10 protein-coding genes and 2 pseudogenes are annotated in these 16,527 nt (G+C 44.3%); 7 read left to right on the top strand and 5 right to left on the bottom strand.

Going from position 1 to position 16,527, the window contains the following annotated elements:
* Window positions 1-1,304: 1,304 nt before the first annotated feature.
* The gene (locus Q0Y52_RS09135; RefSeq protein ID WP_297820806.1) at window positions 1,305-1,805 is read right to left on the bottom strand and encodes a GyrI-like domain-containing protein; all 501 of its coding nucleotides are present in this window, start codon (window positions 1,803-1,805) and stop codon (window positions 1,305-1,307) included.
* 227 nt (window positions 1,806-2,032) lie between these two features.
* On the opposite strand from Q0Y52_RS09135, the pseudogene Q0Y52_RS19525 reads away from it, so the two are divergent.
* The 6 genes and pseudogenes from Q0Y52_RS19525 to Q0Y52_RS09115 form a co-directional block, all read left to right on the top strand.
* Window positions 2,033-2,086: pseudogene (locus Q0Y52_RS19525) on the top strand (hypothetical protein); the annotation flags it as partial.
* Window positions 2,087-2,134: 48 nt separating this feature from the next.
* Window positions 2,135-2,449 carry a thioredoxin domain-containing protein gene (locus Q0Y52_RS09130; protein WP_297820804.1) on the top strand — a complete coding sequence of 105 codons (315 nt, stop codon included), beginning with the start codon at window positions 2,135-2,137 and terminating at the stop codon, window positions 2,447-2,449.
* 234 nt (window positions 2,450-2,683) lie between these two features.
* Window positions 2,684-3,283: pseudogene (locus tag Q0Y52_RS19520) on the top strand (protein-L-isoaspartate(D-aspartate) O-methyltransferase); the annotation flags it as partial.
* A 126-nt stretch (window positions 3,284-3,409) separates the two neighbouring features.
* Complete coding sequence (locus tag Q0Y52_RS19515) at window positions 3,410-4,636, top strand: erythromycin esterase family protein (RefSeq protein ID WP_366939283.1); 1,227 nt, start codon at window positions 3,410-3,412, stop codon at window positions 4,634-4,636.
* Between the two features lie 11 nt (window positions 4,637-4,647).
* Window positions 4,648-5,841, top strand: a complete 1,194-nt coding sequence (locus Q0Y52_RS09120; protein WP_297820800.1) for a hypothetical protein — start codon at window positions 4,648-4,650, stop codon at window positions 5,839-5,841.
* A 704-nt stretch (window positions 5,842-6,545) separates the two neighbouring features.
* Complete coding sequence (locus tag Q0Y52_RS09115; RefSeq protein ID WP_297820798.1) at window positions 6,546-6,716, top strand: hypothetical protein; 171 nt, start codon at window positions 6,546-6,548, stop codon at window positions 6,714-6,716.
* Here the strand turns inward: Q0Y52_RS09115 and Q0Y52_RS09110 are convergent.
* Window positions 6,693-7,412 (bottom strand): hypothetical protein, encoded by a 720-nt coding sequence (locus Q0Y52_RS09110; RefSeq protein WP_297820796.1) that lies wholly within the window; start codon window positions 7,410-7,412, stop codon window positions 6,693-6,695. The two genes, Q0Y52_RS09115 and Q0Y52_RS09110, sit on opposite strands and share 24 nt — an antisense overlap.
* A 479-nt stretch (window positions 7,413-7,891) precedes the next feature.
* Window positions 7,892-8,716, bottom strand: coding sequence for a PEP-CTERM sorting domain-containing protein (locus tag Q0Y52_RS09105; RefSeq protein WP_297820794.1), 825 nt, complete (start codon window positions 8,714-8,716; stop codon window positions 7,892-7,894).
* Between the two features lie 993 nt (window positions 8,717-9,709).
* Here Q0Y52_RS09105 and Q0Y52_RS09100 point away from each other — a divergent pair.
* Window positions 9,710-12,487, top strand: a complete 2,778-nt coding sequence (locus tag Q0Y52_RS09100; RefSeq protein WP_297820792.1) for an EAL domain-containing protein — start codon at window positions 9,710-9,712, stop codon at window positions 12,485-12,487.
* 470 nt (window positions 12,488-12,957) lie between these two features.
* Here the strand turns inward: Q0Y52_RS09100 and Q0Y52_RS09095 are convergent, their stop codons facing one another.
* On the bottom strand, window positions 12,958-13,161 hold the full coding sequence (locus tag Q0Y52_RS09095; RefSeq protein WP_297820790.1) for a hypothetical protein: 204 nt from the start codon (window positions 13,159-13,161) through the stop codon (window positions 12,958-12,960).
* Between the two features lie 438 nt (window positions 13,162-13,599).
* Complete coding sequence (gene gcvP, locus Q0Y52_RS09090) at window positions 13,600-16,512, bottom strand: aminomethyl-transferring glycine dehydrogenase (protein ID WP_297820788.1); 2,913 nt, start codon at window positions 16,510-16,512, stop codon at window positions 13,600-13,602.
* Window positions 16,513-16,527 lie beyond the last annotated feature (15 nt).

The raw sequence follows: 16,527 nt of genomic DNA, 5'->3' as shown, positions 1-16,527 counted from the left end.
AGTCTATTAATCAACTATTTCTACTTAATTCAGAATTCAAGACAAGCGCCCCCAGCTGATGTGCAAAACCAGTTTGCTTGTGATGATGAACGGCTTTTATTCAAATAGATTTATCTGATGTTAGGACATTAACAGGATATCCATGATAATTAATTGCGAAGCAATCTCTCAGTCGGCAAAGCCGATGCTCTTGACCTCTCCTCGATTCAAGGCTCGCCGATTATTTTGTGAATTCAGTAGGGCAATTAGCATGGATGCTAATTGAGTTTGCCTCCCCAACCTGATGTAAACGCAACTTAGAAAAGTGAAACCTTTGACGTAGTCAAATACACTTCCTTGATGATTTGTACCCAAACCCAACATCCATGTTGGGTTGTTCAACTGGGCGAAGCCGTGCTTCTAAAGAATCTAGTTGAACCCTCAAGCGGCACTTTTTGCTTACTTTTTGCTGCTGTAGGAAAAATTAAGTCATTCAGCAAGGATGCTGTGTGAAAAAAGGCATGCGGACGCCGCGCGGGATGCCAGTAAGCGCAGCGCATAAAAAGCGTAGCCTCAGCAAAGCCGCCAAGCTGCGAGCCCCATGAGCATATGATTAATATGTGATTGGGGCGAGTAGCGACAGCAATGCAGCTGAGGTTTCAAGGATGACGTAGAAATGACTGGTCACATTTAAGTTTGGGATTAAAGAGTCCTTCGACACCCTATATTTCGGCTATGGTTTTCTATTAAAGTTTGGGAATATTTCAATCAAGGGAAGCCCAAGAAGATTATTTGTTCCATTTAAGTTTGGGAACAATCTCAGCCATTACTTACAGAGTTCAAGTCAAAACAGACCTGCCTTACTTGGAATGGTGTCATTACTAAGGGAAATATCGGTTTAATGAGCGAATTGCAGCTGTTGGATCTGACTTAGCTGAATGACTGTTAAGCCCAAGATTGCAGACGGTCGTGAAATACAATTTTTGAGTGATTTATCGCAGTAAAATGGACATTAACGCCACATTCAGCGGCTTGTCCGCTGCAATACTTTGCTAGTGCTATCCTCAGCTATAGACTTGTAATCTCTAGCCATTGTAACTAGATCAAAAACGCTATAACGACTACTTGCATTAGAGCAACCATCCTTAATAATGGCTAAGCCATTAAAAAAATTATCAGGGTCAGAGTCAATAAAAGAATAAAAGGGGTCGCAGTCAATTTATAATATTAATTATTTGAAACAATGACTTACTAATTTAATCTAACTCTGACCCCTTTTACTGAGAGAAAAACAGCCTATCTATCTGTTTAGGTCTTCGCTCGATTTATGCGTCTTGCGATCCCTCGTTGCGAGGGATCTCTTTAGACGTCCTTATCATCTCGTATATTTGAGTTTGTAATTTTTCTGGTGGGGTATTTTCATAGTCGTTCAAATAAACTTCGTATGCTAACCCTGCCCCTTCATAACCCTTGTCTTTCATCCATTCAACTAGGGCACGATAAGACGGTGCTACGTCACTATAGGGGCCAATATGTAGACAGGTAACCGCTTTGCCTTTAGGGGTTTCACTGGCTCGGATATTATCCCGGCCGCTAAAACGTTGTTGAATAGGAATGCCAAATTCCACATCCAGATTACGTAAATCCAAATTGTAATATTTGGCATACGGACGTCCCGCTGTATGCTGCTTGAACTCTTTCAAGTACTGCATTATTTTGCCAAAGCCATTGGCAACAATCACTGGTAAATCTTGCGCTGTCGTTACTGCCCTAATCGATAATGAGGGCTGAGGAACGAGTTCAACGAGTGCACATTTAATTGACATTTTTGCTCCCCTTTGAATTTAAATCCAACTAACCGACCAAACAATGAATCACATTATCTAATGTTTTATATTTACTCACTTGACAGGGATCAATTTTATTAGACTAGCAAGCGCTACTCTTTATTGGTAAAGCGACTGTGAAAGCATGAGTTTGGATGTAAGTAAAAAAAAGATACTAAGAGGAAATCCCACAGATGAGTGTTTTATCCTAGGTAGTCTGTCCTCATTGTTGGGTTATTAACCGCGTTCCAATTCTTGGCCTTGCAAGTGCGCCGAAGGGCGGGAAATGCAAACAGTTACTTTTTGATGGCCAGCCTGTGGAATTGTCGATGGCGAACTTTAACCGTTTTACCCAGCGTAACCATATCCCGATAATGGTCGATTTTTGGGCACCTAGGGGTGGTCCCTACCAAACGATGTCGATAACGTTTAAAAATGTGGCTAATGTGTTGGAGCCACATATGCGCTTGGCTAAGTTAAATATTGATGTTGAAAAAGAAATAGCCAGCCGTTGGCAAATTCGCAGCATTCCGTGCCTGGTTATTTTTGATCATGACCAGGAAATCGCCCGTAAATACGGTGCCATAGACAACACAAGCCTGATTAAATGGGCGAATACCCTAAACATTAGCGCCTTAGCTTAACTAGAGCCTGCATCATTAGCTTAAGAAATCTGCCCGAATACCCCCAAAAATCTTGGCTGTGCGGCTAATTCATTTACTGCCACATTTGTTTTATTGATTAACATCAATATTCCCCTGCGGTATCAGTGAACAATGAATATCTATGGATTTATTAATTAATTACCAGTAATTCGGGATGGCTAAACGTGATGACAGGAGCATGTTATGAGTGATTTTGCCGCTTTACGACAACAGATGATCGAATATCAAATGGCAGCCAGGGGTTTGGATGATGAAGCTGTGCTTAGGGCAATTAATGCTGTGCCACGAGAGGAATTTGTGCCCACCGAGCTGGTTGAATTTGCCTACAATGATTCGCCCTTACCGATTGCGGCCAGCCAAACCATTTCCCAGCCCTATATAGTGGCACTGATGACAGCGGCGCTCGAACTAAAACCAGAGGATCGTGTACTGGAAGTAGGCACCGGCTCGGGTTATGCCGTTGCGGTGTTGGCAGAAATTGCGAGCCAGGTGTATAGCATTGAACGCCATAAAATTCTTGCCGACAGTGCCCGTAAACGGCTTGAGGAACTGGGTTATGCAAATACCAAGATAATGTATGCTGATGGCACTCTGGGTTGGCCCGAACACGCCCCTTTTGATGCCATAGTGGTCGCTGCCGGAGGCCCTGATGTGCCTACAACACTCAAACAACAACTGGCCATAGGTGGTCGTTTGGTGATCCCCGTAGGTGCCAGTTTACATACTCAGAAACTGCTTCGGGTGCGCCGGATCAGCGCTGATGAATACCACCAGGAAGATCTGGGCGATGTGCGTTTTGTGCCCTTGATTGGCGCGGCCGGATGGGAGGATGAAACCACCACCAAAGCGCTTAAAAAAGCAGAACTAAGCTTACCCGAGTTAATTTATCAATCGAGCGAGCACTTTGCCAAAATCAAGGATGTCAAGCTGGACAATTTAATGCAGCGCATCGGCGATAGCCGCCTGGTATTGCTCGGCGAGGCCTCTCACGGCACAGCTGAGTTTTATGATATGCGCGCCCGTATTACCCGGGAATTAATCGAAAAGAAAGGTTTTACCGTCATTGCAGTGGAAGCTGACTGGCCCGATGCTAACCATATCAATCATTACATTCACAATACCTCTGCTGAGCCCCGGCTGGAAAGCCCGTCTTTCGAACGCTTCCCCACCTGGATGTGGGCGAATCATTCGGTGCTGGAATTTAGTCATTGGTTAAGGGCTCACAATCAGCAAATAGTCGATCCCCGGCAGCAAATAGGATTTTACGGTTTAGATCTTTATAGCTTGAATAGCTCAATACAGGCAGTACTTAACTATCTACATAGCGTTGATCCCCAAACCGCAGAAATAGCCAGAATTCGTTATGGCTGTTTAACTCCATGGATCCAGGATCCCACCTTATACGGCCAGGTTAGTATCAGTAAACAGTACCGAAAATGCGAAAGCGACGTGCTGGCTAACCTGCAAGATCTATTAAAAAAGCGTCTGGACTACTCCCTGGCGGATGGCGATAGATTTTTTAACGCAACACAAAATGCCCGATTGGTAGCCAACGCCGAACGTTACTACCGGACTATGTACTACGCTGAAAACAACTCCTGGAATCAGCGTGATCAGCATATGTTCGACACCCTGCAATCAGTGCTGGCCAATAGAGGGCCAGAGGCAAAAGCCGTTATCTGGGAGCACAACTCTCACATAGGTGATGCCCGCGCCACTCAAATGAGCGCCCGGGGCGAGTTTAATATAGGGCAGTTGGTGCGCCAACATTATGCTGACGCAGCCTATCTTATTGGTTTTGGTACAGATCACGGCACAGTAGCTGCGGCCTCAGAATGGGGTGGTCCGATGGAAGTCAAACAAGTGCAGCCAGCCCATATGGACAGCTATGAACGAATCTGCCATGAGGTAAACACTGATAACTTTTTGCTACCTTTGCGTCAGCCCTTACAGGATATAACCCGCACAAAGCTGCTAACGGAACGTCTGGAACGGGCCATTGGCGTTATTTATCGTCCAGAAACTGAGTTACAAAGTCATTATTTCTATGCCTCTTTGCCCCGCCAATTTGATGAATACATTTGGTTTGATGAAAGCAGCGCGGTTAAACCTTTGAGCAAAGAAACCAGAGCAGGGATGCCAGATACCTTTCCCTTTGGTCTCTAGGAGAATTGAGCATGCACACTTATCGCCAAGCCAGAGACATTATGCAAAGATTTACCATTGCTAACCAACTGTCTGCTGGAATAAACAGCTCAGCAACACAGCTTCGCCGTTACCTTTGGACCGACGCCTTTGCAGTGTGCAATTTTCTGTCGTTATACCGGCAAAGCGCCACACCTGTTTTTCTGCAACAGGCTTTACAACTGGTTTCTCAGGTACACCAGGTATTGGGACAACAGCGCAAAGACAGTGCCCATAAAGGCTGGCTCAGCGGTCTTGATGAAGAGCAGGCACAACTACACCCCACCATCGCAGGTTTGAGAATTGGCAAAGCGTTGAATGAACGTAGTGAGGATGACCCCGTTGACGATTCACTTGAATGGCAACAAGACGGCCAGTACTTCCATTATCTGACTAAATGGATGCATGCATTAAACTGTGTTAGTCGCGATACCGGCAATGGCATTTATACGCAATGGGCGATAGAACTGGCTAAGACCGCCCACCGGGCATTTGTTTACACGCCAGCAACAGGTGCTTCAAAGCGCATGTACTGGAAAATGAGTATTGACTTATCCCGTCCTCTGGTTAGCTCAATGGGGCAACACGACCCCCTAGACGGCTTGCTCACCTATCTGCAGTTGCAGGCCAGCGCAATACAACACCCTGATATCCCAGCAGAATTCAGATTAGATACTGAAATTGCCGATATACTGGAAATCTGCAGCGGTATAAGCTGGGTCAGCCATGATACCTTGGGTACAGGCGGCTTACTCAGTGATGCCTACAAACTACTGCAATTAAGCGACAAACAGCATCCAAATCAACACATCAAGCTGACAGACTTATTACATGATATCGAACAAAGTCTGCATGTATTTGTCAGCCATAATCCCCTACAACAGGGAGCAGAACATCGTTTGGCGTTTCGTGAATTAGGGCTAGCCATAGGCCTGCAAACAATAAACAAAATGCAACAATGGCTGAAACAAAATCCCGGGCGCTTTAGTCACCAAAATTTATTAGATGAGCTACTAACAAGGCTGAGTATCTTTGAGCCCATCCACACAACTATCGAAAACTTTTGGTTAAATCCCAAACATCACACCCATAATAGCTGGCTTGAACATGGGGACATTAATAACGTAATGCTGGCCACCAGTTTGCTGCCGGATGGCTACTTACAATTATCCTGGGAGCATCATTAGCATTGATTTAACAGGAGAGGAAAAAACAAGCGTAATAATCGTGCAACACAGGGTCGAACTAATAAAAAGTCGTCGCCAAAAAGCTTGACCTAGATCAAGCCATTTTATTTGCTTGGTGATAAATAGGTTCAGGTAAACCACCGACTAGTGCATCTTAATAATCAGGTTGCGGTGAGTTCATTTGGCGCTAATTTTAGGTCACTCTTTAGTCATAGTTACAACAGCTACCTCATGCGTGAAACACAATAGTAAAAATGAAGCATCCATGATGATTGATCTCCGAGGTAATCTGTTTGTGACCAATTAGTATATTGTGATTTAGGTTTCGTATTCTGGCAGTGGGTGGGAGCAGAATAGACTTTCAAGCAAGTATCTCTATAAATTTGTCGCTGTTTTTGGTTGTTATTCTAATGTCGGGTAATCCGACAAAGTGGACATAAGCAGTTGAAAACTGACAGTCAAAAAAGTGCCAATTTCAGTCAGAGCTAATCTGAACAAGAGTGGTTACTAAAAAATAGAACCCCCTCAAAAGGCAACCTAATCTAGGAATGTGGCCGCAGCTGTTTATTCTGAATTAATCTAAATATTTTCATGTTTTCATTGCAAGCGTCTAGCAAAAGCCATCTCCTCAATGAGCATGGTTATTGCCGAACAGTTACCAATGAGTGCCAATTTTTTGATTGTCTTAATTCAAGCAAATTAGAATGACTGTCTCTGTAATTCTAATAGTGCGCGATATGGAAAAAAGTTTCCTTTATCTGACAGTGGTTGATGAAGAAAGCTTACTGCAACTTCAAGGTGTGACCGTCGGTTACCGAATTATAATCAAGCCTCAACAAGGACAGAAGGTTTTACCTTACAACCTTGCCTGCTAGTACAGAGTTCGCCGCATGTCTAAACACCTGCATTTTTCGAGTAAACCCTACAAGGGCGATTCCAAAGACTGCAAGGAGTATGCTTGATGGTTCGGAGACATATATCTTACCCGTGTCTTGACCGTCAACAACTTGAAGGCTTCCAGAACCCTCTCCATCATATATAAGTCCATAATAGATGGCGCTACTATCTCTAAGAAACACCTTACCCTCGTTCGAAGTTGCCCTAACTGTGTCGGTGCAATTCAGACTAGATTTGTTTTTGATTGGTCCTAGGCAAAATGGATTAGTAAATGCTGTGTCCTGCAGTATTGTTTGTAGCTCTGCAACACCGTTATATGAACCTGTCTTTTTAACTGTAACATCAAAAAATATGTCGGTGCTCGTTCCACGGGAAGACTTTTTAGTACATTTGCCATCTACGCAAGTAACCAGTAGATAGGCATTATTTATCGTGGAGAAGTGATCTTGGGACAAGGCAGTACTAGTTAGATCAATCGTAAGCCAATTACTGAGAGTACCTAGCACACTATCGATGACTGGCTTGAGGAGGTCTGCAACAATACTGTCGATCAGGAGATTCTTCGCCACTGTAGTATAGTCAGCGTTTCCAGAGAGTATTGGCGTTGATTGGACCGGCGTTATAGTTAGTGCTAATGCAAGAACGATGCAGTAGATATTCGTAGATTTTCTCATGATATTACCTAGCTAATGTTACAGTGAGAATACTAATCATTTATCACCTGATTTAATTGACCTAGGTCAATTAAAAAAAGATAAAGTCAGAGTAGAGCTAAGCAGGCGTTATCCATGTCGCTAGCCACTAGACCAACTCTCTAAATACCTAGATATACACTGAGTGGCAAATTTGGGGAGTTAGTCTGGGCAGAGTAAAACTTTAAGACTCCAATGCCTCCTGCTCAGTCAAAACGGAAATTACGTAAAAAAATCTGACTGTCGCCTATCTCAGAAACTTGTTTTAGAAACCGTCGCTACTGACTGACGGCTGATCGCTCATTGGAGTCAGTCAGCCTATCAGGCAGGTAGATGCCATAAGGAGTCATTCGTAAAATAAAAAAGCGCTAGTACAACTGAAAGCGGACGGGTTTGCTGGCTTCACCCAACAAACATGAAAAAGCCGCTGTGATCAGCGGCTTTGCTTTAGGCTTAGAAAATCAAGTTACCGCTAGTGAGCCGGGATTTCGAGTCACTTTACGTTTGCTACCCAACGTTGCGCCTGCAAACCCTATAATTAGCAAAGCTAACATTGATGGTTCCGGCACAGTCCACACTTCAAATGCTTTATCTCCACCAAGCATATCCCATGGCCCAATGTGAGGATTTGCGCCACCTCCAGCTGTAGTCTGCACGGCATTATCCAAGTATTGCTCTGAGCTATCGTGCCAACCCCACACATCATCACTTACAGATGTACCAAATTGCCCTGCGGCCCAGGCGACATCCAGCCAATATATTTCACCTGCGACTTCATTCCAGGTTCCGTTCCAAAAATCGGGCCCAGTTAATCCTTCCGTTTTGATCCAATATTCATACACATCCTCACCTAAGCTTGTAGTTCCAAAATAATCTTCTTCTACGGTTACTATTGCAGAAAAATAATTAGGATCGTTGCTTGGCGTAGAATAAGGATAAGGTCCACCATTGTTGCAACTAGGATCAGAGGCTGGGCAATCTGTATGCAAACTTATTTCAAACACCACATCCCGCTCCAGCCCCTGGCCCGCGTTCTGGAAGTAGGATCCCCACCAATGAAAACCGGCGATGACTCTCCCGTCAGACTGAAAGTCATCTGCGACAACAGGACCAAAACTACGATGCATCGACAGTGTATCAGTCCCCGTATCCATATCCGGTCCTTGACTCCATTTGGGTTTATAGTGCGGACCTGTAATGGGCGTCGCCTGAACAATCGACACCATAAATAAACACGCTCCCAGCAGAGCTACCGACGAATAACTAACTAATCTGGTTAACTTCATAAACAACCTCCGTTTTGCTAATTTTTATGTGATAACACAATATTAACGTTTGACTGTTAGTACTACTAAATTCACCGACAGAAACTGCACATTATTTGAGTGTAATGTAGAATAAACGTCATTTTTCATAACATTCAAAATATACTTTAGCTCATAGATTAAATTTTTCCTCTTTCTCATATAAAGGAAGGAGCGAAATTCAGACTCTTCTCACGTATTACTCCGCTATTTTCAAAAAATTAAAAACAAGCGCTTCCCGCTGTTGTGCAAACCAGCTCTGAATATTGCTTATTATGATGAACGGCTTTATTCAAACAGACTTATCTGAGGCGGTGCTCGACTTTGTGGGAGTAATAGCTCGACGACATCGTCATTCTTTGTATTCAGGTGGTTGAGTATCTTTTGGATCACCAATGGATATTCAATGATTGGAATAACTGGTGCTGACCGTCTGTTGATCGCTCATTGCCGTCAGCTATGTATGATTAATCGGATGATGATTTTTCGCTCAATATAGCCTAGTAGTTCGAATTCTCTAACGTCAGCTATAGGTCGATTTTTGCCAATCTGCTAACGACAAAAATTCCGACATAGCAGACATACGAACGAAGCATTATATTGCTGCTAAACCCCTCAACATCAACTTCCTCTATCCGTCGTCCATGTCCCAATTGCAGACAGTCGCGGTCATAGTGATTCAGGAGTAAGAAGCCTAAGTTTTAGCAAATTAGGATGGCTGCAACTGCTGTAGGGCACTTTTGAGTGGGTAACGAACCTTGCTCTTCAATAGGAGCAATGGTTTGCAAGGTAAAGACCTTTCGTCTTTGCTGTTTGCCTGTAGCTCCACTGACATTGCTGTCACTAGTCGCTTAAGCTATTACCAATTACGCAGCCAAATGCATCATGAACAATTTAACGTTGTTCTTGACTCCGATAGTTTGACTCAATCGCTATTTGTGCTAGTTTCAACGCTGCACTGTAGTGGTGTCATACATGTCGGCGACTATTTTCACATTAAGGAGGATAACTGAAATGGGATTAGGCACGAGTTGGCCTGTTGCAAATGGAGGTTCGCATCATGTTTCGTTGCGCCAGACTCTGCTGTACGCTCTTCTTGTTGGTTTCGCTTTTTATCTTGGGTGTAAACTTGGGGTAGCGTTAGCTACTCCAACGGATAAGATCGCTACGTTTTTTCCAGCCAATGCAATCGTTTTGGCGGCATTGCTTTTAACAGATCAGCGTCGCTGGTGGGCATATCTTCTGGTCATGGTGCTTGCAGACATCACTCTCTCTATGGAATACGACTTGTTAGCACATCGAGTGGTTCTTTTCTCTATCGCTAATTTTCTTGAAGCCCTAGTCGCAGCGGTTAGCTTGAGATATCTTCTTGCAAGCCCAATAAAATTCGAACAAATCTCTGAGATGTTGCGATTCTTCTTAGTTGTGCTTGTGAGTGGGTCATTTGCTGCTTGTGTTGCCAGTGCCGTAACCTTCTTTGAGGCACCCGAGTTGAGTTACTGGTCTTTCTGGCGAGCGTGGTTTCTAAGTGACACAATTGGTCTACTCATAGTAACTCCTTTGATTATACTTGGGTTCCAAGCCAGACTTAGCTGGCTCAAGTCTGTCAAGTTCAACCGCACACTAGAGGCACTGGGATTAGCCTTGTGTCTATTTATAGTAAGCTACTATGCTTTAGGGGCAGAGGCAGGCGTTACGGATAATTTCCCAGCTTTACTCTACGCCCCTCTACCGTTTCTTCTTTGGGCGGCAATCCGTTTCAACGGTATTGGTGTTCACCTTGCCATCTTGGTGATAACAATTTTTTCTGTCGGCACTGCCGCCAACGGCTTAGGTCCATTTACCTCTAGTTCGCCTATAGAAAATGTGTTGTCTGTCCAGTTTTATCTGATCGCTACGGCAGTTCCAATTATGCTACTTTCAGCAGTTCTCTCGCAGCATAGGCTGACTGTGCAAGAAAAGAATAATGCAATCGAAGAGAAAGATAAACAGGCAGCTGAGTTAGTTATTGCCAACGAAGAGAAAGATAAACGAGCAGCTGGGTTAGTCATCGCCAATAAAGAGCTTAGCATCGCCGCCACAGTTTTCGAATCCCAAGAAGGTCTGATGGTGACTGATGCCAGTAATGTCATTGTTAGGGTGAACCGCGCCTTTACTCACATTACAGGTTATAGCGCAGAAGATGCAGTCGGTCAGACTCCTCGTCTACTTAGCTCAGGCATGCAAAGTAAAAAGTTCTACGCCACCATGTGGGATAGCATCAACAGAACTGGTATGTGGGAAGGCGAAATCTTGAATAGGCGTAAAAATGGCGAAGTCTATCCAGAATATCTCTACATTACAGCAGTTAAAAATGCTAAAGGAACTGTCACCAACTACGTAGGATCAAGCACTGATATTACCTCTATTAAATCTGCAGCAGATGAAATAGAGAGACTGGCTTTCTATGACCAACTCACACAGTTGCCAAACCGCCGTCTTTTTCTTGACAGGCTCAATCAAGCTTTAGCAGTCAGTGCCCATAGTGGTAAACGAGGCGCACTACTGTTTCTCGACTTGGACCAGTTCAAGAACCTGAATGACACTCAGGGACATGATGTTGGTGATTTGCTGTTGCAACACGTTGCAGGGCGCCTAACTGCATGTCTTCGGGAAGGCGATACCGTGTCCCGTTTTGGGGGGGATGAGTTTGTCGTGCTATTGGAAAACCTGAGCGAAGATGCCATTAAAGCGGCAGCTCAAACTAAAGATATTGCTACAAAAATCAACATCTCACTCAACCAACCTTATCAACTTGACGAACACGGTTGCCTTAGTACCGCTAGCATAGGCGCTACATTGTTCATTGGCCATGAACTGATGGCGGAGGAATTGTTAAAACAGGCAGATATTGCCATGTATCAATCCAAGGCCCAAGGCGGCAATACCCTTCGTTTTTTTGACCCAATGATGCAAGAGGTTATCATTGCCCGTGTAAAACTTGAAAATGAGCTACGGGAAGGCATTGAACAACAGCAATTCCAATTACACTATCAAATGCAAGTGGACAGCACCGGTCAACCTATAGGTGCAGAGGGCTTAATTAGGTGGCAGCATCCAGAGCTTGGCATCATTCTCCCACGGCACTTTATTCCGTTGGCAGAAGACAGAAGATTGATTCTGCCCATTGGGCAATGGGTGCTAGATACGGCTTGCGCTCAACTCAAGGCATGGCAGCAATCCCCTCTCACCAGTGATATCGTACTTGCAGTCAATGTGAGTGCTAAGCAATTACATCAAGTGGACTTTGTGGAGCAAGTGCTGGCAACCATACAGCGCCACGGCGCTAACCCAGTGCGACTCAAACTAGAGCTTACAGAGAGCATGTTGCTTGATAACATCAACGACATCATCGCAAAAATGAATGCACTAAACAAGATAGGCATTAATTTCGCACTAGATGACTTTGGTACCGGCTATTCATCTTTGCAATATCTAAAAATACTACCGCTAGCGCAATTGAAAATAGACCAGTCATTTGTACATGATATTGCCACCGACAGCAATGACAGAAAGATAGTGCGCACCATTATTACTATGGCATCCAGTCTGGGTATAGAGGTCCTCGCTGAGGGGGTGGAGACCCCTGAACAACGTCAATTTCTGCTGGATAACGGCTGCTTGCAGTATCAAGGTTATTTATTTAGCAAGCCGGTCACGATTGAAGAATTTGAGGCTAATTTGAAAAAGGCTGATGCAAATCTCGGCAGTTGATAGGCAGAGTAAAAATAGAATAAACGTTATTTTTCACAGAATCTAAAATATAGTTACCCCGATATTTTCTATATCGACCTCTTTTTCATATATTGAATTCAACTAATAAGTGCAATCAACTGCCTGCCGCTCAATGTCCGTTCAAATTATCAGGGTCAGCAAATTACAAATTATCAGGGTCAGAGTCAATTTCAAATTATCAGGGTCAGAGTCAATTTAAATGGCTCAGCCCTAAAATCATTAGAGCAACCATCCTAAATAATGGCTAAGCCATTAAAACACCCTAGTCGGCAAAGCCGATGCTTTTGACCTTCCCTCGACTCAAGGCTCGCTGATTATTGTGTGAATTCAGTAGGGCAATTAGCAGGGATGCTAATTGAGTTTGCCATTGCCGGGAACAAGTGCAAACGACCTGCTTAATTCGCAAAATAATCGGATGAAGAGTATTGCCCTCGAGCGGCACTTTTTGCTTACTTTTTGCTGCTGTAGGCAAAAAGTAAGTCATTCAGCAAGGATGCTGTGTGAAAAAAGCCATGGAGGGCGGTAAGCGCCAGCGCATGCTTTAATTCTGTATAAAAATTCAAAAGCACTCTTCGCGCCATCGTCCCGCGCGGCGTCCGCTGATGGATTTTGTCTCGAATCCCTTCGAACCAGATACTCTTTTTCAACAGCAAAAAAGAGTATCCAGAAAATGCCGCTCGCTACTAAAGTTCTTAACCGCAAAAAATGACTTATTCTTGGGTCGTTACGAATGTATCCCTTCAAGCTCCACTCAAATGACTTCCCCGCGCGGCGTCCGCTGTCATTTGCCCCAAGAATAAGCCATTTTTTACTGAAACTTTAAAGGCGGGAAATGCAGTGACGGAGCCACCTAATCGGATATCGGCAAAGCATAAAAACAGCGTAGCCACAAACAAAAAAACGTGCCTAAGCTCGTTTCTTCAAATAACCAAGAAAGTTTGAAACCCTTTCAAAAACACATTCTCTTTCTACTAAATCATTGGAGCCTCAGCAAAGCCGCCAAGCTACGAGCCCCATGAGCATATGATTAATATGTGATTGGGGCGAGTAGCGACAGCAATGCAGCTGAGGTTTCAAGGATGACGTAGAAATCAATCCTCTCTGTAACTATCCAAATCTGGGCAACTACACATCAAATTCCTATCCCCAAACACATCATCAATACGATTCACTGTTGGCCAGAATTTATTTTTAGCCACTGAAGCGACTGGATAAGCTGCAAGCTTTCTGTCGTAGCTGCGATTCCAATCGTTGTCGCAAATATCTTCAAGGGTGTGGGGGGCGTTATGTAATGGATTATCTGTAGCATTCCACTCACCTGACTCAACCTTGGCGACTTCTAAGCGGATATTCACCATGGCTTCAATAAAGCGGTCGAGTTCGGCTTTAGCTTCTGATTCTGTGGGTTCGATCATCAAGGTGCCTGCTACAGGGAAACTCATAGTAGGCGCGTGGAAACCGTAATCGTTCAAACGTTTTGCTACGTCAACTTCGGTAATGCCCGAGCTTTCTTTGAGTGGACGTAAATCAATAATACATTCGTGTGCTACGCGATTGTTACGACCACGGTATAACACGGGGTAGTGAGATGATAATTTCTCAGCGACGTAGTTTGCGTTGAGCATGGCGACTTCGGTGGCTTTTTTAAGGCCCGCGCTACCCATCATCTTAATGTACATGTAACTGATAGGCAAAATCGAAGCACTGCCCCAAGGTGCCGCTGAAACAGCACCGTGCTCGCGTACTTCGCTATCGCCTGCGTTTTCAATACCTATGATTTTATGATTAGGTAAAAATGGCGCTAAGTGGGCTTTAACACCTATTGGGCCCATACCTGGACCGCCACCACCATGTGGGATACAGAAGGTTTTGTGTAGGTTTAAGTGCGACACATCTGAGCCAATATAACCCGGTGAAGTCACGCCTACTTGGGCGTTCATGTTGGCACCATCCATATACACCTGACCGCCAAATTCGTGCACTATGTCACACATTTCACGCACAGTTTCTTCGTAAACACCGTGGGTGGAGGGGTAAGTGATCATGGCACATGATAGGTTATCGGCCACTTCGGCGGCTTTAGTGCGTAAGTCATCTAAATCGACGTTGCCGTCTTTATCGCAATTTACGACAACCACTTTCATACTCACCATTTGCGCTGACGCGGGGTTGGTACCGTGGGCAGAACTTGGAATTAAGCAGATATTACGATGCCCTTCTCCCCTGCTCTCATGATATTTCTTAATAGTGATCAAACCTGCATATTCACCTTGAGCACCTGAGTTGGGTTGCATAGACAAAGCATCGTAGCCAGTAATGTTGATGAGCCATTCACTGAGCTCATCAATCATTTGTGTGTAACCTTGTGCTTGCTCAAGAGGTGAGAATGGGTGTAGTTGACCAAACTCAGGCCATGTCACGGGGATCATCTCAGCGGTGGCATTGAGTTTCATGGTGCAAGAGCCTAACGAAATCATCGAGTGATTTAAGGCTAAGTCTTTGTCTTCTAGTGATTTGATATAACGTAGCATTTCAGTTTCAGAATGATAACTGTTAAATACTGGATGCGTTAAGAAGCCGGATGTTCTGGCTAACTCTTCTGGGATTGAACCACTGCCGTTATCGGTAATCACTTTATCGAAGGCGTTGATATCTAGTTCAACATTAGCACCAACAAACGCTTGATATACGGCCTGCAAATCGTCACGTGACGTTGTTTCATCAATACTTATGCCCAACGAACCATCAACGTCGGTACGCAAATTAAGGTTGTTGGCTAAAGCGGCATCAATTATCTGTTGTTTATTGCTGCTCACATTAACCGTTAACGTGTCGAACCAAGTGTTATTTACTAACTCAAAACCTGCTTTAACTAAACCAGCAGCAAGAATGTCTGCAAAACGGTGAATACGTGAAGCAATGGTTTTTAAGCCTTGCGGGCCATGATAAACCGCATAAAAAGACGCCATATTAGCTAACAATACTTGTGCGGTACAAATGTTTGAGTTAGCTTTTTCGCGGCGAATATGTTGCTCACGAGTTTGCAGTGCCATACGTAAAGCGGGTTTACCACGGGTATCTTTAGACACACCGATGATACGCCCTGGCAATGAGCGCTTGTAACTGTCACGGGTGGCAAAAAACGCAGCATGAGGGCCACCGTAACCCATTGGTACGCCAAAACGTTGCGCGCTGCCCAATACTACATCAGCGCCCATTTCACCGGGTGGTTTTAGTAAAATCAAGCTAAGTAGGTCAGATGCCACTGCTACTATGCCTTTTTTGGCTTGCACGGCAGCAATGATATCTGCGATATCATTTACTGCGCCCGATGTGCCGGGATATTGTAATAGTGCGCCAAACACATCGTGCTGACTGGCGTCTTGAGCTTTACCCACAACGATATCAAAACCAAACATATCTGCGCGAGTTTGCACGACATCTAATGTTTGTGGGTGTACGTCGTCTGCTACAAAAAACGTATTCGCATTGCGATTTTTAGAGACACGTTTAGCCAATCCCATGGCTTCAGCAGCAGCGGTAGCTTCATCTAACAATGAAGCTGATGCGAGTTCCATACCAGTAAGGTCGATGGTCGCTTGCTGAAAATTAAGTAGGGCTTCTAGTCTGCCTTGAGCAATTTCTGGTTGGTAAGGCGTATAAGCGGTGTACCAACCTGGATTTTCTAGTACGTTTCTCTTTATCACATTAGGGGTGAGTGTATCGTAGTAGCCCATTCCTATAAAAGAACGCATGACTTTGTTTTTGCTCGCTACTGTTTTTAAGTAGGCCAGGGCGTCAGCTTCTGTTTGTGCTTCACCCACTTTCAACGGTTGCGGTAAACGTATGCTTTCAGGCACGGTTTGTTGCATTAAATCATCTAACGACTCTGCACCAATTGAAGCAAGCATTTCTGCCATTTCTGCTTCACTGGGACCAATATGACGACGAACAAAATCCTGCTTTTGTTCAAGCTCTGATAATGAAAAATGAGATAATGACATGGCTAGCTAGCATTC

The organism is uncultured Paraglaciecola sp. (genome assembly GCF_943787955.1).
Lineage (GTDB): Bacteria > Pseudomonadota > Gammaproteobacteria > Enterobacterales > Alteromonadaceae > Paraglaciecola.
The sequence above is the reverse complement of the archived record's forward strand: the minus strand, read 5'-3'. Positions and strand labels throughout refer to the sequence as shown.